The organism is uncultured Campylobacter sp. (assembly GCF_937997405.1).
Taxonomy (GTDB): Bacteria; Campylobacterota; Campylobacteria; order Campylobacterales; family Campylobacteraceae; genus Campylobacter_B.
On the sequence record NZ_CALKTL010000026.1, the window covers coordinates 26,956 to 48,479 of the forward strand.

A 21,524-nucleotide genomic window follows, 5' to 3' on the forward strand; every position below is an offset into this window, starting at 1 on the left:
TCCTTTACTTGGTTTTGTTATTTTCTCGGTTGTATTTATCCCAATATTTGGTAATCTCTATACCCATATTTTTGTGGCCGACATTTTCGTGGCACTGCACGCAGGTTTTGCCGGTAGTGCCCGCGAAATAATCCCTATGCGCGAGCCAGGCTTTATTTACTTGGTTATTCTGCTCTTTTAAATTTCGATGGCAGCTTAGACAGCCGCTTTCATAAACGAAATGATTTCGCTCCTTGCGTTTTTCTTGCCAGTCGATCTTATCGGCATCGGTAAAGACCGTTTTGTAGACATCATTTGCGGAGGTTAGAGCTTTAGTCCAAAGATACATAAAGGTATTTTCATGAGAAACGTGACAGGCGACGCAATCGGCCTTGAAGCCTTGCGGGTTATTGCCGCCGTGAACATCGTTGTGAAATGCGTTTGCCATCGGCTGCATCGTATGACAGGATACGCAGAATTTATCGGTGCCCGTAAGGTGAACCATCTCCGCAATCCCAAGAGAAAGTATCATTCCTATAAGCACACAAGCGCCCACGAGCAGCACAAGAGTTTTCTTTTTCATAGGTTTCCTTGATTTTAAAATTTCTTCGCAAAATTTTTAGTATTTGATAATTCGAAAAGTGGTATTTTATTATAAAAAGATTAAAAGCCGCTTATTTTCTAGCCTTTTGTTAAAATTTATTAAATGAAGATAAAATTTTAAACTAAGTTTTTAGTTTAACGGAATATAATCCATTAAAATTTCAATACAAGGAGAGATCATGAAAACGATCCAAGCGGATGAAATTACCAAAGTAGTCAGCGAGCTTTGCAAAAAAGCCTGTTATCACGTCACGCCAGATATGCGCGCGGCATTTGAGAAAGCGCGCGAGAACGAGACTTCGCCTATCGGCAAAGATATCTTAGGCAAGCTCTTACAAAATGCCGATTTGGCGGCAAAAGAGGTCGCGCCGATCTGCCAAGATACCGGTATGACGGTGGTTTTTGTCGAACTCGGTCAGGATGTGCATATCGAGGGCGGATATCTGGAGGACGCTATCAATGCAGGCGTTGCAGACGGCTACGTAGGCGGCTACCTGCGCAAATCCGTGGTCGCAGAGCCACTTTTTGAGCGCAAAAACACCACGAACAATACCCCCGCTGTCATCAATACCCGCATCGTCCCCGGAGATAAGCTTAAGATCAAAGTAGCTCCTAAGGGCTTTGGCAGCGAAAACAAATCGGTACTAAAAATGCTCGTTCCTGCAGACGGCATCGAGGGGGTAAAAAAGGTATTTTTAGAGGCGGTCAAATACGCAGGCCCTAACGCTTGCCCTCCTATGGTCGTAGGCGTCGGTATCGGCGGCACGATGGATAAGGCGGCGCTTTTAGCCAAACAAGCCGCGGTTCGCTCGATCGACAGCAGAAATCCCGACGAGCGCTACGCCAAGCTAGAGGATGAGCTACTGGAGATGGCGCGCGCTACGGGCGTCGGTCCGCAGGGCTTGGGCGGCATAAATACCGCCGTTAAGGTAAATGTAGAGTGGTATCCGACCCACATAGCGGGGCTTCCGGTCGCCGTTAATATCAACTGCCACGCGGCTCGCCATGCCGACGCCGAACTATAAGGAGGAAATTATGTCAGAAGTTAAAAGAATTACCGCACCTTTCGATAAAAGCGTAGTAAAAAGCCTAAAGGCGGGCGATAACGTCCTAATCAGCGGCACCATCATCGCAGCTCGCGATGCCGCGCACAAGGCGCTAACCGAAACCCTCGCTCGCGGCGAGAAGCTACCCGTAAGCTTAGTCGGCGAGACTATATATTATCTGGGGCCGACTCCTGCTAAACCCGGTCAGGCAATCGGTGCTGCAGGGCCTACGACTAGCGGACGCATGGATAAATACACTCCTACGATGATAAACGAAGTAGGCATCAACGGCATGATCGGCAAGGGCTACCGCAGCGACGCCGTCGTCGAAGCGATGAAAAAATCTGGCTGCGTCTATATGGTCGCTATCGGCGGAGCGGGCGCGCTAATCAGCCAAAGCATCAAAAAATATGAAGTGCTAGCCTACCCCGAGCTCGGCCCCGAGGCGGTCGCGCGACTTACCGTCGAGGATTTCCCCGCTATCGTAGCGATCGACAGCGAGGGCAATAACTTCTACGAAGTAGGTCAGGCGCCTTATAGAAAAATCTAAATTTTGCTAGCGGCGTCCGCGCGGTGCTTTTTGCGGCGCGGACGTTCGTAAATTTCGCGACATTCGCTCAGGCGCTCGTAAATTTTGCGGCATAAACTACGGCGTCTATTTTGCGAAATTTTACGCTGTCACGCAGTGAAATTTTATAGCGAAATTTAAATCGCGCCCGTAAAATTTTATCTCTCTTGCGGCGCGGAATTTTTAAAATTTCGCGCCGCTTAAATTTCTACAGAAATTCCGCCTTCGCTCCATTTAAACAATCAGCCGCTAAAATTTAATCGCAAATTTATCCAAGTCTAAATTTTAAAATTCCGGCGCCGTTCCTAAGCAAATTTAAGGCTCGCTAGCGCCATAATCGGATTTAAATTTTAGGAGGGCGATTGAACGCAAGCGAGCTGGAGCAGATCAGACTGGAGCTTTTGTATAAGGCGAAAAGAAATACGATCTTCGCGGCGGCGTGCATGCTCGGCTACGACGTGTTTTTGTTATACAAGCTACGCGACGGAGGAGAGATGGCAGATTTGTTGTCTCTTATCGGATTATTCGCGGTTGTTCTTATAGTAGCCCTTTTGTGCGATGAAAGCTCCATAAAAGCTAAGATAATCTACGCTGCCTGCCTTTTTGCTATGAGCCTATTTCTAAATGATTTACAAAATCGCCCCACGATTTCCAAATATATCTTACTCGCGATTATAATTTTAATCTTGGCTGCTTATAGCTTATTCGTATTGTTTAGAGGCTTTAAACAAGATTATTCGGTAAAATTTCAGTGCGCTTTTAAAGAGCACTATCTAATGCCTTATTTTAAGGCGTTCGGTTATCGATATGAAATTTCAGGTGATATCGATCCTGCCAAACTCAAGCTCTCCGGGCTCTTTTTTCGACTAGACAGATACCTAGGCGGCAACGACAGGGTCTCGGGCGTTTATGACGGCGTGAGGTTTGCATTTTGCGATGTGAAATTGTTTAATAGAATTTTGGAAAGTGAAATCCTCGGCACCTTTTTCTACGCGGAATTTCACAAACGCATAAGCGCCAAAACCCTGATCTTTCCCGCTTGCGCCGGCGCGCCGAACACCCTCGGGCTAAAAAAGATCGATATGGACGATGCGGAGTTTAACGCCGCCTTCGCCGTGTATTGCGAGGACGCGGCGGGCGCGATGTATATTTTAACGCCCGCCTTTATGCGGAGGCTCTTGCGCTTCGCAGGTGCCGTAGCCGCGCCCGTTAGCCTTAGCTTCGCAGATAGCAAAATTTACATTTTCGTAAATACGGGGCGCGATAATTTCGAGCCCGACATCGACGAAAGCGTACTGCGCCACGATCCTGCCGCGCAGCTCAAGCGCGAGCTTTCGCACTTTTTGGCGATCGTAAAAAACCTAAAACTAAACGAAAGAATTTGGAGCTAGCGGGCGGCTCGCCGCAGTTTGGCATGCTACGGTCTCACGCTCCGTGCCGCGGTCTCGCACGCCGTAAAATTTGAAATTTTAAAATTCCGCTTTTTGACTTCGTGCTTTGGAATTTCACGCACCTTGAAATTCTGCGCGTTTTGAAATTTAAAATTTTAATCCACGCCGAGGAATTCTGCACTGCAAAATTTAAAATTCTGAAATTAAAATCCGCATCTTGAAATTCTACGCTTTAAAATTTAGAATTTTAAAATTCCGCGGCCGAAATCTTACGCACCTAAAATTTGAAATTTTGTCGCGCCTTAAAATTTAGCGCACCCGCCAAGCATCACGGTACCCATCAAAGCCCCTGCGCGCTAGAGGGCGCGACTAACTCCTCTATAATTTTACCGGGCTCGCAATGAATTATTTTACTCTCTATCGTAAATTTTTCGCCGTCAAATTTAAAGTATTGATATTCATCGACAAGCTCGCCGTCCAGGTATTTATCGCTATATTTTACCTTAAGAGCGCCCAACGTGCCGTTTTCAAAGGTCAAAAACGTCCTTTTAGCGTATTTATTCTTTATCTCGTCACTGCCGTCTAAATATGAGAAAAAATCATATTCTATGCCGAATCGAGCGGAGTCGTGCGGCGGCGGCACCAAAGAGCTCCTTTTAGAGCAGTCGCAATCTCCGCCGCATGAACGGACGTAGTGGAATATATTCGCTAGGTTTATACCCGCTTCGCTTGCTTCTAGCGCCCAAAATTCGTCGTTTGTGAGCTTAGTAGAGCCCTTTGATGCTCCGTAAATAAGATATAGATTTTCTTTAACTTTAAAAACTTTTATCACTCGATCGCCGCCCCATGCGGTACCGACTGCCCAATCGCCGCAGGCGCAATCCCGCCTGCCGCCAAGAACGCATTCTTGCATCTGCTGCGCACCTTTGTCTGCAAAATCCATAATGAAATTTTGCCCGCCGCTTGCGTATTGATACGCTACGTAGCTCGCGCCCATCGTGCCGCCGGTGCTGATATCTACCGAATATGCCCGAAACTTGCCGTCCTGCGAGATCGCCATATTCGGGGCGAACCTCAAGGATTTTAAAATTTGCGGAGCGCTCTCGCCCGCGCTTTGCAAAAACTCCATAAACGCAGCCCTTAGCCTAACGATGCTCTCGCAGGGCGTCCCATCGGGGCGATGCCTGGCTTCGTCGATTTCTTTCAGCGCCGCGTCTAAATTTGCCGTTAAAATTTCTAGGTTTTGATCCTTTTGAGCGCTGTTTGCACCTCCCGCCAAAGCGGGCGTCACCTCAGCGAATACGAAGTTTAATAAGCATAAAAACGAAATTAAAATTTTCAAAACGGCTTCCTTTAAATTTTAAATTTTCGCTGGATTATAGCGCAAATTTATCCCCGCGCGCGAGATTTGGATTTAGAATTTACGCCTCTAAATTTAAAATCCAAATACGCTCGATGCGGAATTCTGCGAAACTGCGGAATTTGAAATTTCGTGAAGTTATAGAATTTTGCGAGGCTACCGTTTGAAATTCGCCTTTCAAAGCATAAGGCTAAGCAGCAGCAAAAATCCGATGAAGCTTAGGGCGTTGCCGAAGGAGCCGCCGATATGATCGCCGAGCCACGTCAGCACGAGCGCGCCACCTAGACGCAGACCTATTTGTAGCGCCACGCTCGCGCCGAAATCCACTGCGCGCCGAAATCCACTGCGCGGAGAATATCGCTGTTTTGCAGCTCGAAGCTCTGCGAGGCGTCCTTCGCCTTGGCGGGTGCCGTGGCTTCGGCGGAGCGGACGGAATTTATAGAATTTGCTGCGTTAGTAGAATTTGCAGAGCTTGTGGAATTCGCTGATTTCGCAAAATTCTTGATGCTCGCAGAATTTGTGGAATTTTCTGCGTTTAAATTCTTAAATTCCGCAGAATTTTCGTCGCCTGCGAGCTCCGCTAAATTTTGATCCGCGCGTAGCGCGCTGGAAACGATCTGCAGCTTGCTACCTCCCGATAAATACACTCCGTCCAGCGCGAAGCCAAAATAATAAACGTCGCCGCTTTGCAGCACGCGCACGCCGCTAGCATAGCCCCCCGCTTCGCCGCTTCGCTTGGGCTCTTTGGAGTGCGGAAGCGCTGCGAATATGCGTCCGAACTTTGCGGCGCGCCAGTCTTTTCGCATAAACTTAAAGCTGCAATACGCAAAAGGCGCGAGGACGGGTAGGGCTATCGCCACCGCAGGGTCGCTCTTTTCAAAAATAAAGATTATGCAGTAGATGCTCATCACGGTCAGCGCTACGCCGAAGGCTGCAAATATCGCGGCGAGTGCCGTGCTGCCGGCGTCCTTCCAGCGCTGCGCGCCTAGGCTTAGATTAACGAAATCTAGCGGAAGGGCGGAAGCGGCGGGGTTTACCGAAGCACCGTCACGGCTCTCGAGAGTAGAATTTAAAGAGAGGGGACCGCTTAAATCTTTGCAATTCAAACTCGAAGTATAAAGTTCCGTATTAGCGTTCGCCTGCTCGTTAAAGCCTTCGTGGATCAGGCTCAAAGCGGCGGAATTTATACCGCTACGATCTTTGTCCGATAAATCAGATGCTGTAGAATTTTGGCGCGCACTTGTCGCGGTATCGCTATATGCGTCGCGGTTTAAATTTGCGGCGGTGGAATTTCCGTTACTTGAAACTTCGCAGTTAGGGCGCTCTGCGGAATTTTCACCGCTTAAATCGGCGCCGCTTAAAGCGCTGCGGCTGGAATTTAAGCCTCTCAAAGCTTCGCGGCTGGAATTTGAGCTTGAAGCCTCGTATATCACCGCCAGCTCGTCGCCCTCGCGTATCAGAAGATAAAGTCCGTCGCGCTTTAAGTCCAAATTCCCCGCAAAGCGCAAGCGCTCCAGCGTAAAGCTAAATTTCGCCGTGTCTGCAGCCGCGAGCTCTAGCTTTAAATCCCTGGCCGTGCCGCGAGCAAGCTTGATACGTCGCGGCGAAAAAATTTAGCAAAGCCCATGCGCGCCTTTGAGATCTCGCAAAATTCCGTTCCTCCTATTTCGCGGCGGATTTTTTGCGGACCTGGATATTGATGAGCTCAACAAGCAGTGAAAACGCCATCGAGAAGTAGATGTAGCCCTTAGGTATGTGAAAGCCCAGGCCGTCTGCGATCAGCGAGACGCCCACTAGGATCAAAAACGCAAGTGCTAAAATTTTGATCGTCGGGTTTGTGTCCACGAAGCGCGCGATCGCGCCGCTAGCGAGCATCATCACGCCCACGGCGATGATGACTGCGAGGATCATCACGGGCAGGTGCTGCGCCATGCCCACGGCGGTGATGACGCTGTCGAGCGAAAAGATGATGTCCAAAACGGCGATCTGCACGAGCGTGCCGCCGAAGCTTGCCTTGCCGCTGCTAGCGCTGCGCTCGTGTGCCTCGCCCGTGGCGCTGGAGTGGATCTCGAGCGTGGATTTGACGAGCAGAAACAATCCACCGCCGATCAGCACGAGATCGCGTCCGCTAAAATCGCGCGCAAGCACGCTAAATAGCGGCTTGGTAAGCCCCATGATCCAGCTTAGGCTAAGCAGTAGCAAAATGCGCGTGAACATCGCAAGTGCGAGCCCCATTATACGGGCGCGTCCGCGCTGTGCCTCGGGCAGGCGGCCGCATAAAATCGCGATAAAGATGATATTGTCGATGCCAAGCACGATCTCAAGCCCCGTGAGCGTCGCCAGGCTGATCCATGCCTCGGGTGAGGCGATCCATTCAAACATCGGTTTCCTTTGGGTGAAATTTAAGCCGTGATGATAGCGAAAGTTTGGTTAAAATTTCTAAATTTTACCGCCTTCGTGCGCGAAACTGCGCGGGGAATTTCTGCGATGCGATGCGGACGGGCTATCTTGGAATTTTACCGCAAGACTATTTCGCTAAAAGGTGCAAAGCACCGCATGCGCGGCAAAATTGCGGCGCACGGAATTTCGTGGATTAAGAGAGCGAAATTTTTGCGGCGAAATTTTAAAATTTAGGCTATAAATTTACCCGTTTTTAAGCAGGGGGGGTAGCATTATTTTCAGAATTTATCTCAAAGGAGCGAAGATGAAATATGCACTAGGTGTCGCGCTTGCGACGTTGATTTTAACAGGATGCGGCGCAGACGAAGTAGAGCTCGTGAAAAACTACACTTTGCCCGATTTTAAATCTATGAGTATCGGCACGGCAATCGAGGGCTCGAAAATGTGTAAAAATATCACGTGGAGCAGAGAGGAAAACGGCGGATTAAAGACAGTCAAAATGGTTTGCGACTTGGATATGGAGAAAGTACTGGCAAATATTATAGAATCAAATAAAAAGCGCGAGCAAGATATGTTGAGCCGTATTTTAGATAGCGCTATGATCTTTTATGGAGGAAAGACTTATGATAAGCAAGATCTGCTTAAGATAGCGAACGAGCATTGCAAAATAAACGATGCGAAATTTCAAGAAACGATCAAGACTAAAGGGAAAATAGCTTATGACGATCAAAAAATGCTAGTTGATTGTGACGATAAGCTAAAAGATGAAATATTAAAGCCCGGCGATTCTAGAATTAACGAAACAAATTCTATGGGTGAGATTATGATGTTTTTGAAAGAAGCCGTTTATTTATCTCAGCTAACACCCGAACAAGAAAAAGCGCAGCTAGGAAAAGCGGCAAAGCTATCATCCTCCACGATTGAACTAAATTTTGTGGTAAATGCCGACAAGAGCGTAAGTCTGTCCGATAAATTTAAATTTACCCAAGACGGCAAAGAAGATTCTAATAATAGAATAAGCTCAAAAAAGATTCTTACGGGCTTCTACGAAAGATAAAAACACTTTTTACTCGCAGCTAAATTTTATGAAATTTTAAAATTTAGCCGCCATTCTTATAGCAAAATTTCATTCAAAATTTTACGTGGATTTTAAATTTAAAGCGCGATGCCTTCTCGTCGCCAAGGCTAAATTTAAATTTTAGCTTCATTGCGGCGCGGGGGCTGAATTTTCGCTGCGCGAAATTTTAAATTTTATTCAACATACCGCGCGGCGCGGATAAGCTAGCGAGCCGAGCTTGAGGTTTTAGATAAATTCGACCTTATACGGGCCCTTACAAGATACGAAAGTACGGGTTAAAATTCCTGCAAGCAGCGCAAGAGTAGACTATAGCCGAGAGCGCAGGCTGTGGGCTATTAAATTTCTTGCTAGCTAGGCAAAAAGCGTATTCGCCTGCCAAAACTAGCGATTGTCGTATCGGCTAAAATCGGCGTGCTTTGCATTCAAATATGAGTTTCGGCGTGGTCTGCCGACGGAGTATCAACCGAAATCGGCGGTTTTCCTCGCCAATAAAGCAGGCTTATTGCCGCGTTAATCAAACAGCGAGGGTTGCAGCGATTTGATCTTGTAGCTTGTGCGGTGAAACGGCGTGAGCCCGTAGCGTTCGATCGCCGCGATGTGCGTGCGCGAGCCGTAGCCTTTGTTTTGCACGAAGCCGTATTGCGGGTAGCGCTGCGCGAGCTCATACATCGTGCGGTCGCGCGTGACTTTGGCGAGGATGCTCGCCGCGCTTACTTCGGCGATTTGCGCGTCGGCCTTTACGAGCGTTTGAAGCCCGCGTACGCCGAAGGTTGCGTTGCCGTCGTAGATGATCTGTCCGCTAAAATCCCCAAAATACGCGAGAATCTGCTCAAGCGCCGATCTTAGACATGCGCTGAGTCCGATCTCATCGACCTGTGCGCTTGAAATTTCGACGATTTTGTAGCGCGAGTTTTTGGTGATTACGGCGTAGAGCTCCTCGCGCCGCTTTTCGCTTAGCTTTTTGCTATCGGCAAGGCCTGCGATCTCGCGTTGCAGCACACATCCCGCGACGCAAAGCGGTCCTGCAAGGCAGCCGCGCCCCGCCTCGTCGATGCCGCAAATTTGCCCGCTCACTGCGCGTCCTTTCGCACGACTGGCGCGGCCCCGCTTAGCAGGTCGTGTAAATTCAGCCTATCTTTGCGAAAAAAGCAGATCAAAAGCCCGATGACGCTAAAGCCTGCAAAAACGAAGCACGCAAAGCGAGCCAGCGCCCTAAAGAAGCTTACTTTGCGCCCGCTGCGAACATCGATGAGGTAAAGCCCCGCCAGCTTGTAGCCTGGCGTCTGGGCGCTGCGGGCGTAAAATGCCGCGCAAATAGCGCCGTATGCGAGCCATATAAGCGCGATTGCAGCTTGGTTGCGCCACAGAGCCTCTTTCGAGCCCAAGACGAGATAGGTAACGCCGTAGAACAGGGGCATCGCGATGATGAAAAGATCGACGATGAAGGCCTTTATGCGCAGAAAAATCGGTGAAATTTTAGCTTTTTGTTTTGCCATTTTGATCCATTTTGGATTAAATTTTAAAATTCCGGCGCGCTAAATTTAGAGCCTAGAGGATAAGATTTAATCTCGTTGCGGTTTGTTAGCAGCAAATCGGCGCCTAGTTTCCGCGACTACCGGGCTTGATTGCCTTGCTTCCGGCGGCACAAAGCGGGCAAGTCGCGGGCTCGTAAATTTCAAACTCGAAATTGCCTAGCGCAAAAAACGGCTTATCCGCGGGCAGCTTGGCGCCAGCCTTTGCACTGCTGCCCGCTAAATTTGCAACCTTGCAAAATCCGCGATTGGCAAGCGCGGCAAAGCCCACGACCTCGCCGCCGAGGTTTTCGATGAGCCTGGCGCTCTCAAGAGCCGAGCCGCCCGTCGTGATGATGTCCTCACAGATGATAAATCTCTCGCCCTTATGCACTTCAAAGCCGCGGCGCAGGCTCATTACGCGATCTACGCGCTCAGTAAAGATGAAGCGTTTTTTTGCCACGCGAGCTAGCTCGTAGCCCGCTAAAATTCCGCCCAGCGCGGGCGAGCAGACGCTATCAAACTCCACGCCCGCTTTTTCGATGATCGCGGCAAGTTCGTCTGCGAGCCGTCCTGCGAGCTGCGGATTTTCTAGTACTTTTGCGCTTTGGAGGTAAAACTGCGAGTGGTTGCCGCTTGAAAGCAGAAAATGCCCCTGCAGATACGCGCCGCAGTCGCGATAGATTTTTTCTATATTCACAGCTCAGACCTTCAAAAGCTCGGCTTCTTTGGCCTTGACTGCGTCGTCGATCTTGCTTGAGTAGGAGTCGGTGATCTTTTGCACCTCGTCGTAGCCCTTTTTAGCGTCGTCTTCAGAGATCGCTTTGTCTTTTTCGAGCTTTTTGATCTCGTCGTTGGCGTCTTTGCGGACGTTGCGAATGCCGATTTTGGCCTTCTCGCCCATCGCTTTAGCCTTTTTGGCGTTTTCTTGGCGCTGATCGAGCGTCATCGGCGGGAAAAAGAGCTTCACGCTCTCGCCGTCGTTAGTCGGATTAACGCCGATATTTGCCGCTGCGATCGCGCTTTCGATCGCCTTTAGCATCGGCTTTTCCCACGGCGTGATCGAGATCGTGACCGCATCGGTCGAAAGGACGGTCGCGACCTGATTTAGCGGAGTTTGCGAGCCGTAATAATCCACGAAAATATGATCCAGGATCGCCACGCTCACTTTGCCGGTGCGTAGCGTCGTAAAGTCCTTTTTCAAAGCCTCGATAGCTCGATCGCCGTTTGCTCTTTGCTCTTTATAGATAGCTTCTAGCATTCAAATCCTTTAAATAAAATTTGCGGAATTATAGCGTTAAAAAAATAAGAATAGCATTTAAAAGCGCGGATTTTGCGCTTTTAAATTTTAAAATTTAGAGTTTATTTGGTTGTGTTTTGATCTGCGGAAGCGGCGCTGGCATTGGTATCACTTGATGCTTGCGACCGAGCAGGCGCGCTAGCTGCGGCGGTATCGGTAGCAGGAGCTGCGGGCGCTTCGATTTTCGTATCCGTCGCATTGGTCTCGCCGCTAATTATAGAATTTGACTCAGTGCTTGCAGGAGCGAAATTAGGCTTTATGCCAGAAGTAGGGATAGACGGCACGCCAGGGACAGCGTTTGGTACGGATTTAGTAGCATTTGCTTCGATCTTTACGCGATCGACTACGGAAGATTTAGCGTCTTGCTGATAGAAATATGCAAGCACGAGCGTATTTATCACAAATAAAATTCCCATCGCGGCGGTAAATTTAGCTAAAAATCCCGCCGGACCCTTTGCTCCGAATAAGCTTTCGTTGCTTCCGCTGTATGCACCGAGACCTATGGATGAGCTTTTTTGTAATAATACCGAAACGGTGATGATGACGGCAAAAACGACCTGCAAAACCAAAAATAACGTAGTCACTATAAAAACCTTTTGAAAAAATTGAATTCGCGATTATAATAAAAGATTTATAAATTTTAAGTTAAGAGTGCACCGCACGAAGCGGTGCATAGAATTTAGTCTCTGCTTGCGCCGAAAATTCTTAGTAGCGCAAGGAAGAGGTTGTAGATGTTTAGATACATACTCACGGCGGCCATTATAGGTGAGGCATAGGTGCCGTTTATGATATTTTTAGTATCGTAGATGATATACATCGAAAAGACTAAAGCCGAAAACGCCGCAATCGCTAGATCAAGCATAGAGCTTCTGAAAAAGAAATAGTTCAAAAGGCTTAGGCCGATAATGGCTATAAGCGATATGAATAGCGGCTTGCCCCACGAATCGAAGCGGGTTTTGGTATTCATTGCATAAACGGTAAGCGCACCGAAAGTCACCGCAGTAGCTACGAAAGCCTGCGTCACTACGCTACCTGCGCCCGCTGCGATATATATAGCGATCAGTTTGCCTATAGTAAGACCGGTAATAAAGGTAAATGCAAAAAGCAAAACCAGCGCGATCGTGTTGGCGCCGCGATTTACGGCTGCTTGCATACCGAAGATCAGCCCCATTAAAACTACCAGATATAAAATCGGATGAAGAGCCAAGCTCACGCCGAAACTCATCGCCACAAAAGCCCCTGCCGCCGCAGCTATCATAGAAGCGGTTAAAAGCGCATAGGTTTGTTTGATAGTCTGAGAGATTCGTCCTTGTTCCAGTGATGCGTCCGATAGCTCATAGCCGTCCGCGTAATTTCGTCTGTCGTATAGACTCATATTTTCTCCTTCTTTTGATTTATGAGCGGGGAGTTTAGCGAAAATTTGGTAAATATATAATTAAAAATTTCCGGAATTCTATCTATTTATGAAAGTAATATATAATTCCCGACTTTTTTAAGGAGAAAGTATGCCCAGCCAGTTAATAAATGGAGCTATTAAATTTATGGAAGAAAATTTTGCCGAGCATGCCGAGCTTTTCGGAAGTCTGGCAAATCATCAAAAACCTCACACGCTTTTTATCGGCTGCTCTGACTCGCGCGTGGTGCCGAGCCTAATTACTTCGACGCTTCCGGGCGAGCTTTTCGTCGTGCGAAATATCGCAAACGTCGTTCCTCCATACCGCATTAGCGAGGAATTTTTAGCAACTACTTCGGCGATTGAATACGCACTATATTCGCTAAATATCAAGAATATCATCGTTTGTGGGCACAGCAACTGCGGTGGCTGCGCGGCGCTGTTTTATGACGCAAAAAAGCTCGAAAAAATTCCAAACGTAAGGCGCTGGCTAAATTTAATGCAGCCTGTAAAAGACGAGGTCGAAAAGCTAAAAGACCTCGGCACCGACAAGCGTGAGTGGATAACCGAGCGACTAAATATTATAAATTCCATGCAAAATTTACTTAGCTTTCCTGGCATCAAATATGCCTACAAAAACGGCGAGATTAAAATTTACGGCTGGCACTACGTCATCGAAACGGGCGAACTATTCAACTACGACGACGAAGGCGCACATTTTACGCTATTAAATAAGGGAATGGATTATGAAAAAATCTATAATCAGCTTTTTAACGATTAGTCTTTTTAGCGCTGCTTTAGCGTTTGCAGACCTCAACACGACCGGTGAGGGAAGCTTTGTAGAGACGAATTCTTCTACTCCAGAGGCAAATCTTACTTTAGAAAACAACAAAACCGAGATCAAAAAAGAAGTCGCTAAAATTCTATCCAAATCCCTCGGTGCGGAGGATGGCAATAAAACCGAAGTAATAAATATGATCGCAGAAAAGGTCGCTAAAACGGAGACTTCGCAGAAAAAAGCTCCTAATGGAGAGACGCTTATCTCTGTAATCAAAGAGATTAAAAAGCTAAATTTGCAGCGTAGCTCCCTGCTTAACGGCGGCGACGCCAACGCGAGCAAAAACGAACTGGACGCCATCGACCGCAATAAAGCTAAGCTCTTTGATCGCCTGCCTTTCGCGATTACGCAGCAGGATATGGATATCGAAAGCATAATGTCGTATGCGCAAAATAAAAAGAACATCCAAACTACGCTCAAAAAATACGCCAAAAAGCAGAGCTCTCCCGAATACGTAAATGCAAGCGCGGATTTGGAAAAAATGGAGATGGCAGAGATCTTTTATACCTCGCTTATGAAAATTGAGGATATGTTTGTAAACGGCGCAAGCAGAAGTGCGCTTGAAAGCGAGCTAAGTAGCACGCTACTAAATATCCAAACTAGGGATTTTAGCAAACTTAATGATTTGAAAAATAATCTAAGCAGTCAAGAGCAGATAGACGCCTTAGAGTCTAAAATCAACGATTTGAAAAACGACAAGCAGACCTACGACGAGGTGCTTACGTATCTGTCGCGAAATAGCGATCTGCTCGCAAGCAGCGTGGTTTTTACGAGCTTAAATTTTAAATCTGTGATTGATTATATCAACGATAAAATTCCGTTTAAGCTCAGCCACGTAAATTTCGGCAAACTCATTCTAATCACGCTGATTACACTATTTTTCTACTCGCTTCGTAGGCTGCTTGCCAACATCATCTATTTCGTATTTAAATTCTTTAATAAAAGCTTTTCGCTGGATAGCGAAACTCTAAAAACGCAAGTAGTAGGCATCATCAAGCGTCCGATGGGTATTTTACTGATCGCTTATTCAGTTGATATCTGTCTTAGTATATTTTATTATCCGGCGCCTGTGCCGATAAAATTTGCAAATTTATTCTCGATCGTTTACGTGGTACTTTGGGCATGGCTCATCATCGAAATCATCGATGGTTACGGTATTGTTGTGCTTGGAAACATCACGAAAAAAGGCGTCAGAAAAGATATCATAAATCTGGTTGTTAAAATTCTATACGTCATCGTAATCATCATCGCCGCACTTTTAGTGCTAAAGCGTCTGGGCTTTGACATCTCGGCGCTTATGGCATCTCTTGGAATCGGCGGACTTGCGATCGCGTTTGCGACCAAGGACATCATCGCGAATTTCTTCTCATCCGTGATGCTATTGTTTGATAACTCGTTCTCGCAAGGTGATTGGGTCGTATTAGGAGACATAGAAGGAAACGTCGTAGAAACAGGCTTCAGAAAGACGACGATCAGAACCTTTGACAACGCTCTTGTTTTTGTGCCGAATTCCAACATAATGGCGCAAAATATCAAAAACTGGAGCCGCAGGAAGGTAGGGCGGAATTTAAAGCTTACCGTGGGCGTCGAATATGGTGCGAGCACGGCTCAACTGCGAAAGTGCGTAAACGACATAAAAGAGATGTTAAAATCTCACCCAGGCATCGCTCAATCTGCCGATACAGCGCTAAATTCTAAAGATTTTCGTATGCGCTATAGACAGAACATGGTTTCTATCGACGATTTAGCGGGCTATAAAAGCACCATGTTCGTGGCGCTAGATAGCTTTGGCGATTCGTCCATTAATATTTTAGTTTACTGCTTCACAAAAACCGTAATATGGGCAAATTTCATCCAAACGAAAGAGGATGTTTTATTTAAAATAATGGAGATCGTGGAGCAAAACGGACTATCGTTTGCCTTCCCATCGCAGAGCGTTTATATCGAAAATATCCCGGAAATAGCAAGCGAATGCGTAAAATCAAAAGTAAATTCCAACGACAAAGGAGAGCAAAATGGCTGATTTCGATGACTTCGAAGACGAAGAGTTCGATGAGGACGAATACGAGGACGATGATCTAATCGGAGGCGACGAGAGTTACAACTACAACTACGACGAGGACGATTACAGCTACGAAGACGACGATGGTTTCAACGATTATAGCGATTTGGACAGCGAGGATTATTAGTGTTTAGATCCAGGGCATTGCCTTTTGATCCGCGCGCGAATAAAATCGCTAGCCTGCAAAGCTTAAAATTTCACCACGGCGGGCTTTGCGAGGACTACGTCTCCACCCTAAATCGAGATATAGCGGACACGCCGATACAAAACGCGGATCTTTTTACGATCATTACGCAGTCTTTCAGGGAGGCGCACGGCGAGGAGTGCGAGTTTTCGCAAATTTCAAAGCTTTATAAAATTTGCCTAGGTTTTAGCCGTATTTTTAACAACGCCTCTGAAATTTACAACCACGATTTTTACTTCGACTGTATCGCGCAGCCAAGCGAGCCTAGCGGCGAGCTCGCGGACGCTTTAGCTCAGGCTTTCGGCGGGATGGAAAATTTTAAAAGCGAGTTTTTAAAGCGCGCACTGGGGCTTTTCGGTAGCGGCTGGTGCTGGCTCACGTGCGACGAGCGCGGCGCAAATTTAGAAATCATCACGACGCAAAATGCGGACACGCCGATCGTGCATGGTAAAATTCCGCTTTTAGCCTGCGATCTTTGGGAGCACGCCTATTATGCCGATCATCAAAATGCGCGCAAGTTCTACGTGGAGAGCTTCTTGCATTTTGCCGACTTCGGCTTCGCAAGCGACGCCTACTTCCAGGCGAAAAAGCAAGGACTTGACTCCGTAAAGCTCTACATCAGCGAGCTTCACCCCGCCGCATCTTCGCGCTGCGATTGCGGCTGTTGCGGGTAGATTTGGGTTTTTGCTGCGCAAACTTTAGCGCTGCGGATTTTCGGTTCTCTATGCCCGCCGCGCGCTAAATTTCAAGCGCCTTCCGCTTCTTGGCGTCTATATTTTGCCTCGCGAATACTGCATCGTATCGCCCGTGGCGTCGCGAGACCTTAGGCTTGCTATCTCGCCGTATAAAATTTACGTGGATTTTGATCTTGAGCTCATTTGGCGTCCACGGATTAAAATTTAAGATTTTTAATTTGAAGTTTGCTTGACTATAGTTCACCGCTCGTTACGCGCCAAATTCCGAGTGCTTCTCCTTTTCAGCGCTTATATCTTGTGCGTAAATACCACGTTGCACGGACTCCTATACGAAATTTAGCTCTATCTGACTCTGCTTTCTTAAAATTTTTGCCACCCGCGCATTGAAATTTAACGCTACGAGCGAACACCACGCAAAATTTTAAAGTTGCAAATAAGCCCATGAAATTTTCATACCGAAATAAGCAGCGCATTCTTTGCTTCCGTAATTATATAGAGAGGCACTCTCTGCCTCCCTGCTTTGTTCACCCATGCCCTATTCGTAAAATTTTGTTTAGTAAAGCGGTCGGCAAATTTTAAAATATCAGCTAGATTAAATTTGCCGCGCCAAAGACAAGGTCGCGGTAAATTTGAAATTTGGACCTGAATAGTACGGATTGCGGCTTGCGAACCGCGGGCTAAATTTAACAAAATTTGATCGTCAAATTTTACTTTTTGGCAGTTAAAATTTTTAGCGTCGTTTCGGCTTAAAATTTCGCTTTAAATTTTAAAAATTTGCACCGCGCCAAAGTTGCTCGTTACGCGAAAAAGACAAGCCGCATCGAAACCAAGCTATGCTACGTCGGGCGTACCTGCGCGTTATGTGTGCCAAAATACAGCGTGAAATTTTAACCGCATCGGCTCAAATCACGCGGCAAGTTGCGCTGCACGAGACCTCATCAAATGCAGCAGCCGTATTCGCGTGCCGTGTAAAGCCGCTCGGCGTAGAATTTTACTCGTTTAAACGTAGCACGTCGCTATACAAATACAAAGCCGCATCATTTAAAGACGGCACTTGACGGCGCGGTATGTATAGCCGAAAACAGATGCTCAAGGTCACGCTCGCTTAAAATTTAAAGCTGCACTTCAAAAATAAAGCCATGCTCACTCGAAGCGCAAAGCCTCGTCTCTTTAAAGTGCGGAGCCGCGTCTTAATCAAATGTTAGAGACGTGAAGCAGAAATCAATCGAAACGCGAAGTCATGTCTATTTAAAGTGTAGAGCTGCGCCTAATCAAATTTACAATTGCGCTCGCTCAAGGCACGAAACCGTTCCGCTCAAAAATATTGCGCCTACAAAATGCAAAACCGCGTCTACTCAAAATTTTAAACCTTTTTAAAATTTCAAATTCACTTAAAATTTTAAAATTTAGACCGCTTTACTCCCTCGCTAGTCCGTTTTTATCGGATTTATCGCTGATTAGTTTGCCCGCTTCGTCGTATTTTTTGACGCGCACGAGCCTGCCGCGCTCAAACTCGCCCTCGGCTTCGAGCTTGCCGTCTGCGTAGTAGTGCTTCGCCGTGCCCGTCTCGAGCCCATCCTTGAACGTCACTCTAGCCTTGAGCGCGCCGTTTTCGTGATATGTTTCGTATAGCCCGTGTTTGCGTCCGTCTCTAAACATTACCTTCGCCGCAAGCGCACCGCTTGCGTAGTATTGCCGCGCCTCGCCCGTTTGGCTGTCGCGCTTGAACTCGTATTCGCCCTGTAGTGTGCCGCCCCTGTAGTATTCGTGCACGGTGCCGTCGCGCTCGCCGTCTTTGAAATTTTCGATTACACGCGTCTTACCGTCCTCGTAAAACCACTTCCAAACGCCCTGTTTGCGGTCATCCTTGTATGCGCCCGTCTGCTTTAGCGCGCCGCTTTCGTAGTACCATTTTTCCGTGCCTTGCCTCTTGCCCCCTTTATAGCTGCGCTCCCCGCGCACTTTGCCGCTTTTATAATAATCCACGTCCTTGCCGTTTCGCAGCCCGTCCTTATACGGATGGCGCGCGCTTACTTCGCCGCTTTCGTAGTAGTCGGTGAAAACGCCCTCGCGCCTATCATTTTTATACGCGCCCTGCTGATTTAGCTTGCCGCTTCCCTGATAATACAGCTTGTAAAAACCCTCGCGCTTGCCGGCTTTGTATTCGCTCTGCGATCTCAGCTCGCCGCCGTCCGCGTAGTAGCTCTTCGCGACGCCGTCGTATAGGCCGTTTTTTAGCGGATATTCGTTTGAGGGCTTATCTCTGCCGTCAAAGTAATTGCGCTCGCGCACCGCTGTGCCGTTCTTTACGTCGATCTCTCTGATAAGCGTCGGCGGCAGCGGCTTTGCTCTGGGGTAGACAACGCCCATAAAATTTACGTCGTAGAGATCCTCGGCGCTATAATGCAGCACCTTGAGCGTCCCGCTATAGGGCTTGTCCGCTACGAAATACAGGCCGTTTTTCAGGACCGGCTCGGGTTGCATTACGATTTTTGGCTCCAGAGCTTGCGCGCCTAGCGCCAAAAACGGAAGCAGAAGCAGGAACTTTAATGCGCTTGAAAAGCTAAAATTTCGCATTAAATTTAAGCCCAAATTGAGCGAATTTTGCGCGGCTTTGCAGGTTTTCATATTTTGCTTCCTTTGGCTCGGTTAAATTTGAAGAATTTTAAAATTTGAAGCTAAATTTTAGATAAATCCTCACGGAATTTGGGCTGCGGGCTTGGTTTATGATGCGGGCGGAGCGTAAGCCGTGCCCGTAAACCTGTCGCGCGCTGTTTAACGGAGCCGAGCGCTAAATTTCGGCGCGATTTAATATTTCCGCGACGATTGCCCACTCGCGCACGAGCCTTTCAAAGCTAAAATTTGCGTTTGCCGGGCTAGTCGAGGGTAGCTTGACGGGCTCTTTGCCGGTTGCGTTTAAAATTTGAGTTTTTAGGTATTTTTCGCAGATTTCATGCGCTTTGCCGCCGTTTGCGAACACCTGCACGATGCGTGCGCCGCTAAAGATCGGCTCTAAATTTGCAGGCACGACGGCGGTCATTTTGGCGTCGCTCGAGCCCTTGATTTCGCAGCAGATCGCCGCGTCGTAGACGGCGATGCCGCGGGCGAGCAGGAATTTTATCTTTTCGTCCATGCTCGCAGGCGGCGGCGCGTTTAAAATTTGCGCCAGCACCCGCCAGAAGCGATTTTGCGGATTTGCGTAGTAAAAGCCCAGCTCGCGAGAAACTACGGAGGGAAAGGAGCCGAGGATTAAAATTTTAGAATTTTGATCGAAAATCGGCTTAAAAGGATGGGTTTGGGTTTTATTCATTTTTATGCATTTAAATATCTATAATATTTTAATTCTTAAAAATATTAGATAAAAATTTACAGTTTGTTGAAATTTTGAATATAAATTATTCAGATATTCATATTTTGTATATAACAAATTACTGCTACAAAAAGTTGAACCAAACTTTTTAAGTTAAATATTCTAAAATAAAAAATTTTCATATCATTTGAATAAATTACAAAAAATTGATATAATTATGATGTAAAGTAATTCTAAGTTTAATCTTAAAAATTTGGACAGATTTGTTCATAATTTATTGAATTATTAAAGATAAAAAATATTTATTGTTAATTTATTATTTTGAAGGAGGAATAATGATTTCGTTAATTTTGGCAGCTGGAAAAGGAACTCGAATGAAATCTGAACAATCTAAAGTTCTACACAAAGTAAATGGTGTTACAATGATTAAAAGGGTAGTTAATGTGCTAGAAAATATCGGGAATGATAAAAATATTTTTATTCTTGGACATAAAAAGGAAGATGTTCTAGCGGAAATGGGGAATGTTGACTATGTTACACAGGAAGAACAGCTTGGTACAGGGCATGCAGTTTTAATTGCAAAGGATAAAATTCAGGAATATGGTGAGGATGTGCTTATCACTTATGGTGATACACCTTTATTAAAGGAAGAAACATTGGAAGAATTAAAAAAAGTGTTTGAGGAAAAAAATCTTGACTGTATTGTGCTTTCGTGTAAAGTGAAAAATCCGTTTGGATATGGAAGAATTGTTAAGGAAAATGGTAAAATTTCAAATATTGTGGAAGAAAAAGAAGCAAATGAAAAAGAGAAAAAAATAGATGAAATTAATACAGGTGTGTATATTTTCAAAAATGAAAGTTTGCTTTACGCAATAGAAAAAATTGATAATAACAATTCAAAAGGTGAATATTATTTAACAGATGCCATAAAAATCTTGACAAATGAAAATTATAATGTGGATAGTTTTCAAATTGAAGATGAAGATGAAATTTTGGGAGTAAATTCAAAAGTTCAATTAGCACAGGCGGATAAAATTTTACGAAACAGAAAAAATATTGAGCTTATGGATAGCGGAGTTATTCTAATTGACCCTGATAATGTTGAAATTGGGCAGGATACAGTTATTTATCCAAATGTTACAATTCAAGGAAATACAAAAATTGGAAAAAATTGTGAAATTTTAGGAAATACTAGAATTGAAAATTCCGTAATTGCTGATAATGTAAAAATAGAGGCTTCTGTTGTGGAACAGTCTACTCTTGAAGAAGGTGTAACTGTCGGACCATTTGCACATTTACGTCCAAAAGCATATTTGAAAGAAACTGTACATGTAGGAAACTTTGTAGAAATAAAGAATGCTACGCTTGAAAAAGGTGTGAAAACAGGACATTTAACTTATATTGGAGATGCTGAAATTGGTGAAGATACAAATGTTGGTGCAGGAACGATTACTTGTAACTATGATGGAAAAAATAAACATAAGACAAAAATTGGTAAAAATGCCTTTATTGGAAGCAATTCAATAATTGTAGCACCTGTAGAAATCGGAGACAAAGTGCTAACTGCCGCAGGTTCTGTTATTACAAAGAATATTCCTAATGAAGCACTTGCATTTGGAAGGGCAAAACAGGTAAATAAAGAAAAAAATAAGTAAAACATTTTGAAAAATGTCAAAAAATCAGAAAATGTTATAAAACATTTATTATGTAAATTTAATACCTTATAACTTAATGGAAAATAAAAATATTTTAATAAAAATTCAAAATATAGAGAGAAAGGGAAATGAAATGATAACATTAACCAAG

Annotated in this window: 22 protein-coding genes; 9 read left to right on the forward strand and 13 right to left on the reverse strand. The window is 45.9% G+C overall.

Going from position 1 to position 21,524, the window contains the following annotated elements:
* Nucleotides 1–4: 4 nt before the first annotated feature.
* The gene (locus Q0372_RS01255; protein ID WP_291940163.1) at nucleotides 5–562 is read right to left on the reverse strand and encodes a NapC/NirT family cytochrome c; all 558 of its coding nucleotides are present in this window, start codon (nucleotides 560–562) and stop codon (nucleotides 5–7) included.
* Nucleotides 563–761: 199 nt separating this feature from the next.
* Between Q0372_RS01255 and Q0372_RS01260 the strand changes: the two genes are divergently transcribed.
* The 3 genes from Q0372_RS01260 (at nucleotide 762) to Q0372_RS01270 (ending at nucleotide 3,587) form a co-directional block, all read left to right on the forward strand.
* Nucleotides 762–1,607, forward strand: coding sequence for a fumarate hydratase (locus tag Q0372_RS01260; protein WP_297902263.1), 846 nt, complete (start codon nucleotides 762–764; stop codon nucleotides 1,605–1,607).
* A 10-nt stretch (nucleotides 1,608–1,617) separates the two neighbouring features.
* Complete coding sequence (locus Q0372_RS01265) at nucleotides 1,618–2,178, forward strand: Fe-S-containing hydro-lyase (protein WP_298101576.1); 561 nt, start codon at nucleotides 1,618–1,620, stop codon at nucleotides 2,176–2,178.
* Between the two features lie 380 nt (nucleotides 2,179–2,558).
* A complete protein-coding gene (locus tag Q0372_RS01270) occupies nucleotides 2,559–3,587 on the forward strand; it encodes a DUF3137 domain-containing protein (RefSeq protein WP_298101578.1) in 1,029 nt (342 codons plus the stop codon).
* A 340-nt stretch (nucleotides 3,588–3,927) separates the two neighbouring features.
* Here Q0372_RS01270 and Q0372_RS01275 read toward each other — a convergent pair whose 3' ends face one another.
* From Q0372_RS01275 to Q0372_RS01290, 4 genes are all read right to left on the reverse strand, one after another.
* The gene (locus tag Q0372_RS01275; RefSeq protein ID WP_298101579.1) at nucleotides 3,928–4,929 is read right to left on the reverse strand and encodes a hypothetical protein; all 1,002 of its coding nucleotides are present in this window, start codon (nucleotides 4,927–4,929) and stop codon (nucleotides 3,928–3,930) included.
* A gap of 195 nt (nucleotides 4,930–5,124) precedes the next feature.
* Nucleotides 5,125–5,256, reverse strand: a complete 132-nt coding sequence (locus tag Q0372_RS01280) for a hypothetical protein (RefSeq protein WP_298101581.1) — start codon at nucleotides 5,254–5,256, stop codon at nucleotides 5,125–5,127.
* The gene (locus tag Q0372_RS01285) at nucleotides 5,241–6,437 is read right to left on the reverse strand and encodes a hypothetical protein (protein ID WP_298101583.1); all 1,197 of its coding nucleotides are present in this window, start codon (nucleotides 6,435–6,437) and stop codon (nucleotides 5,241–5,243) included. Before Q0372_RS01285 ends, Q0372_RS01280 begins: the two co-directional genes overlap by 16 nt.
* 172 nt (nucleotides 6,438–6,609) lie before the next feature.
* Complete coding sequence (locus Q0372_RS01290) at nucleotides 6,610–7,329, reverse strand: TerC family protein (RefSeq protein ID WP_297960997.1); 720 nt, start codon at nucleotides 7,327–7,329, stop codon at nucleotides 6,610–6,612.
* A gap of 322 nt (nucleotides 7,330–7,651) precedes the next feature.
* Between Q0372_RS01290 and Q0372_RS01295 the strand changes: the two genes are divergently transcribed.
* Complete coding sequence (locus Q0372_RS01295; RefSeq protein ID WP_298101587.1) at nucleotides 7,652–8,404, forward strand: hypothetical protein; 753 nt, start codon at nucleotides 7,652–7,654, stop codon at nucleotides 8,402–8,404.
* A 531-nt stretch (nucleotides 8,405–8,935) separates the two neighbouring features.
* Here the strand turns inward: Q0372_RS01295 and Q0372_RS01300 are convergent.
* From Q0372_RS01300 to Q0372_RS01325, 6 genes are all read right to left on the reverse strand, one after another.
* A complete protein-coding gene (locus Q0372_RS01300; RefSeq protein WP_298101589.1) occupies nucleotides 8,936–9,499 on the reverse strand; it encodes a ribonuclease HII in 564 nt (187 codons plus the stop codon).
* On the reverse strand, nucleotides 9,496–9,921 hold the full coding sequence (locus tag Q0372_RS01305) for an RDD family protein (protein WP_298101591.1): 426 nt from the start codon (nucleotides 9,919–9,921) through the stop codon (nucleotides 9,496–9,498). Before Q0372_RS01305 ends, Q0372_RS01300 begins: the two co-directional genes overlap by 4 nt.
* A 103-nt stretch (nucleotides 9,922–10,024) precedes the next feature.
* The gene (gene pyrE, locus Q0372_RS01310; RefSeq protein WP_298101593.1) at nucleotides 10,025–10,636 is read right to left on the reverse strand and encodes an orotate phosphoribosyltransferase; all 612 of its coding nucleotides are present in this window, start codon (nucleotides 10,634–10,636) and stop codon (nucleotides 10,025–10,027) included.
* Between the two features lie 3 nt (nucleotides 10,637–10,639).
* On the reverse strand, nucleotides 10,640–11,197 hold the full coding sequence (gene frr / locus Q0372_RS01315) for a ribosome recycling factor (RefSeq protein ID WP_297945615.1): 558 nt from the start codon (nucleotides 11,195–11,197) through the stop codon (nucleotides 10,640–10,642).
* Nucleotides 11,198–11,298: 101 nt separating this feature from the next.
* Nucleotides 11,299–11,820 carry a preprotein translocase subunit SecG gene (gene secG, locus Q0372_RS01320; protein ID WP_298101596.1) on the reverse strand — a complete coding sequence of 174 codons (522 nt, stop codon included), beginning with the start codon at nucleotides 11,818–11,820 and terminating at the stop codon, nucleotides 11,299–11,301.
* A gap of 95 nt (nucleotides 11,821–11,915) precedes the next feature.
* Entirely contained in the window at nucleotides 11,916–12,611 is a 696-nt protein-coding gene (locus Q0372_RS01325) for a Bax inhibitor-1/YccA family protein (RefSeq protein WP_298101601.1), read from the reverse strand.
* A 130-nt stretch (nucleotides 12,612–12,741) separates the two neighbouring features.
* Here Q0372_RS01325 and Q0372_RS01330 point away from each other — a divergent pair, with 130 nt between their 5' ends.
* Genes Q0372_RS01330 through Q0372_RS01345 form a run of 4 tightly spaced genes read left to right on the forward strand, consistent with a single transcriptional unit; the run spans nucleotide 12,742 to nucleotide 16,387 of the window.
* A complete protein-coding gene (locus Q0372_RS01330; protein ID WP_297882777.1) occupies nucleotides 12,742–13,410 on the forward strand; it encodes a carbonic anhydrase in 669 nt (222 codons plus the stop codon).
* The gene (locus Q0372_RS01335) at nucleotides 13,376–15,490 is read left to right on the forward strand and encodes a mechanosensitive ion channel family protein (RefSeq protein ID WP_298053864.1); all 2,115 of its coding nucleotides are present in this window, start codon (nucleotides 13,376–13,378) and stop codon (nucleotides 15,488–15,490) included. Before Q0372_RS01330 ends, Q0372_RS01335 begins: the two co-directional genes overlap by 35 nt.
* Nucleotides 15,483–15,656: a hypothetical protein gene (locus Q0372_RS01340; RefSeq protein ID WP_005870938.1), complete on the forward strand. Its 174-nt coding sequence runs from the start codon at nucleotides 15,483–15,485 to the stop codon at nucleotides 15,654–15,656. The genes Q0372_RS01335 and Q0372_RS01340 overlap by 8 nt, the downstream gene beginning before the upstream one ends.
* The gene (locus Q0372_RS01345) at nucleotides 15,656–16,387 is read left to right on the forward strand and encodes a superoxide dismutase (RefSeq protein ID WP_297883355.1); all 732 of its coding nucleotides are present in this window, start codon (nucleotides 15,656–15,658) and stop codon (nucleotides 16,385–16,387) included. Before Q0372_RS01340 ends, Q0372_RS01345 begins: the two co-directional genes overlap by 1 nt.
* A 1,437-nt stretch (nucleotides 16,388–17,824) precedes the next feature.
* Here the strand turns inward: Q0372_RS01345 and Q0372_RS01350 are convergent.
* Together Q0372_RS01350 and Q0372_RS01355 are read right to left on the reverse strand one after the other, a co-directional pair.
* Entirely contained in the window at nucleotides 17,825–19,036 is a 1,212-nt protein-coding gene (locus Q0372_RS01350; protein WP_298101606.1) for a toxin-antitoxin system YwqK family antitoxin, read from the reverse strand.
* A 163-nt stretch (nucleotides 19,037–19,199) separates the two neighbouring features.
* Nucleotides 19,200–19,718 (reverse strand): DNA-deoxyinosine glycosylase, encoded by a 519-nt coding sequence (locus tag Q0372_RS01355; RefSeq protein WP_297883357.1) that lies wholly within the window; start codon nucleotides 19,716–19,718, stop codon nucleotides 19,200–19,202.
* Nucleotides 19,719–20,053: 335 nt separating this feature from the next.
* Between Q0372_RS01355 and glmU the strand changes: the two genes are divergently transcribed.
* Nucleotides 20,054–21,373: a bifunctional UDP-N-acetylglucosamine diphosphorylase/glucosamine-1-phosphate N-acetyltransferase GlmU gene (gene glmU / locus Q0372_RS01360; protein WP_298101610.1), complete on the forward strand. Its 1,320-nt coding sequence runs from the start codon at nucleotides 20,054–20,056 to the stop codon at nucleotides 21,371–21,373.
* Nucleotides 21,374–21,524 lie beyond the last annotated feature (151 nt).

Excerpts from the sequence above, each read along its gene's own strand:
- Q0372_RS01295 (WP_298101587.1), top strand. The coding sequence starts at position 7,652 with ATGAAATATGCACTAGGTGTCGCGCTTGCGACGTTGATTTTAACAGGA.
- Q0372_RS01355 (WP_297883357.1), bottom strand. The coding sequence starts at position 19,718 with ATGAATAAAACCCAAACCCATCCTTTTAAGCCGATTTTCGATCAAAAT.
- Q0372_RS01350 (WP_298101606.1), bottom strand. The coding sequence starts at position 19,036 with ATGAAAACCTGCAAAGCCGCGCAAAATTCGCTCAATTTGGGCTTAAAT.
- Q0372_RS01290 (WP_297960997.1), bottom strand. The coding sequence starts at position 7,329 with ATGTTTGAATGGATCGCCTCACCCGAGGCATGGATCAGCCTGGCGACG.
- Q0372_RS01260 (WP_297902263.1), top strand. The coding sequence starts at position 762 with ATGAAAACGATCCAAGCGGATGAAATTACCAAAGTAGTCAGCGAGCTT.
- Q0372_RS01330 (WP_297882777.1), top strand. The coding sequence starts at position 12,742 with ATGCCCAGCCAGTTAATAAATGGAGCTATTAAATTTATGGAAGAAAAT.
- Q0372_RS01305 (WP_298101591.1), bottom strand. The coding sequence starts at position 9,921 with ATGGCAAAACAAAAAGCTAAAATTTCACCGATTTTTCTGCGCATAAAG.
- Q0372_RS01255 (WP_291940163.1), bottom strand. The coding sequence starts at position 562 with ATGAAAAAGAAAACTCTTGTGCTGCTCGTGGGCGCTTGTGTGCTTATA.
- frr (WP_297945615.1), bottom strand. The coding sequence starts at position 11,197 with ATGCTAGAAGCTATCTATAAAGAGCAAAGAGCAAACGGCGATCGAGCT.
- glmU (WP_298101610.1), top strand. The coding sequence starts at position 20,054 with ATGATTTCGTTAATTTTGGCAGCTGGAAAAGGAACTCGAATGAAATCT.
- Q0372_RS01340 (WP_005870938.1), top strand. The coding sequence starts at position 15,483 with ATGGCTGATTTCGATGACTTCGAAGACGAAGAGTTCGATGAGGACGAA.
- Q0372_RS01325 (WP_298101601.1), bottom strand. The coding sequence starts at position 12,611 with ATGAGTCTATACGACAGACGAAATTACGCGGACGGCTATGAGCTATCG.
- Q0372_RS01265 (WP_298101576.1), top strand. The coding sequence starts at position 1,618 with ATGTCAGAAGTTAAAAGAATTACCGCACCTTTCGATAAAAGCGTAGTA.
- Q0372_RS01335 (WP_298053864.1), top strand. The coding sequence starts at position 13,376 with ATGAAAAAATCTATAATCAGCTTTTTAACGATTAGTCTTTTTAGCGCT.